General features: G+C 72.8%; 1 protein-coding gene. It reads right to left on the reverse strand.

Going from position 1 to position 599, the window contains the following annotated elements; all coding sequences use genetic code 11:
* Positions 1-103: 103 nt before the first annotated feature.
* On the reverse strand, positions 104-599 hold a 496-nt coding region (locus EXE50_RS16885; RefSeq protein WP_137705640.1), incomplete at its 5' end, for a DUF373 family protein.

Raw genomic sequence — 599 nt, forward strand, 5'->3', positions numbered from 1 at the left:
TCTCGAAGCGTGCAGGGCCGGTCGTCCCGTCGTCGGGGACGTCGAGGTAGCGCACGCGCTTCCCGCTCCGTGGTGCCTCGACGGTCGGGAACCCGGGCACGGGTCAGGCCGCCTCCGCGCCCGCCGGGAAGCGGTTCTCCGCGATGGCGAACGTGAGCGTGCTCAGCACGCCGAGCAGCGTCCCCGCTGTCAGCGCGATCGCGAGGTCGGTGATCGCCATCGCCCCCTCGCCAGGGAGGAAGAAGCCCGAGACGGCGTGGAGCACGACGCTGATCGCGAGCACGTAGAACGGCGCGTTGAGGTAGCGCCAGCGGAACGCGTCGTCGAGGTACTCGTCGGTGACCTGCCCCAGACTGGAGGTGACGCCCGCGGCCGCGAACCAGCTCACCGCGGCGTGGACGAACACCGCCGCCTGCGTCGGGAGCGGGAGCGACGACGCCCCCTCGGTCACCGCGCCGTACCCCTGCCAGCCGCCGATGGCGACGAGCGCCACCGCGACGACGTAGGTGATCAGCGTCACCCGGCCGGCGTACAGCAGCTGGCGCACCTCCTCGACGGCGTCGTCGACGGCCTCCTCGAGCCCGAGCCCACGAGACGGG

The organism is Halorubrum sp. ARQ200 (assembly GCF_005435115.1).
GTDB classification, from domain to species: Archaea; Halobacteriota; Halobacteria; order Halobacteriales; family Haloferacaceae; genus Halorubrum; species Halorubrum tropicale.